Origin of the sequence: Prevotella sp. P5-126, assembly GCF_002251185.1 — a bacterium.
Classification (GTDB): domain Bacteria; phylum Bacteroidota; class Bacteroidia; order Bacteroidales; family Bacteroidaceae; genus Prevotella.
Window position 1 is genome coordinate 1 of record NZ_NPIZ01000042.1, and the last position, 946, is coordinate 946.

The window sequence follows — 946 nt, forward strand, 5'->3', positions numbered from 1 at the left end:
CAATATGCTGCCAAAGCTCCAAGAGTATTGACAATGAAGTTGTCGAAAGATCTGTGTCTGGAATGTTCCACCTGTGCAATATTCTTAAGTTCATCGTTAACGGTCTCTATGATAGCCCGCTTTCTAAGCAAGAGTCTATCTGATATTTTCATGATAGACCCCTTCATGTTGCTTTTTAGTTTCGTGATAAGTTGTATCCCATCAACGAAAAGTTTATCGAATAGGTTCTTGCCTATATACCCCTTGTCTCCAACAAGTTTGCCGTAGATGAAATCAACAAAGGCTTTATATTCCAATGGTTTACGGTCGTCAATATCACCAGGAGTAATCATAAAATTCAGCAATTCTCCTTTTTCATTACATATCAGATGAAGCTTAAAACCGAAGAACCATCCCATAGAACATTTACCTCTTTGAGCGATACCTTTAAATGTCTTATGGATAAGGATTCTCTGGTTCCTACATACACGAAGAGGGGTGCTATCCACGAAACTGATTCCTGTACATTTTCCTAAAAGCACCTTCTTTATAAAGATAGTTAAAGGAATAGCAATAGTCTTCTGGAGTTCCACAAAACGATTGTATGACACAACATTGGGAAACAAGTGTCGAAGATGCACACATACATATTCTTTGTAGAAATGCTTCAAGCAACGAAAGCCTGAACTGTGAAAAAGTATAATGACAACCATAATTTCGGCCTTTGACATAGTCGATTCACGATGGTATTTGCGTTTTAAATTGCTTTTTATGGTGTATTTTTCCATTTGGGCATCAAAAACTTTGCAGAAGTCATCTGCAATACAGAAAATTTCAGTAACTTTGTCCTCGGTGATCATAGCGATTATTGTTTGTAAACTTTTGATTTTTTAGCACCTTAAAGTTACAACAATTTTCGCTAATCACCAAATTTTTAGACACTTATATTTCGTCGAACTCACGTTAA

General features: G+C 36.3%; 1 protein-coding gene. It reads right to left on the reverse strand.

Translation table 11 applies throughout. The features are described from left to right. Positions 1 to 839 (reverse strand): IS982 family transposase (locus CIK90_RS03855; RefSeq protein ID WP_094464390.1); only part of this gene is annotated, 839 nt, incomplete at its 3' end. Positions 840 to 946: the final 107 nt, after the last annotated feature.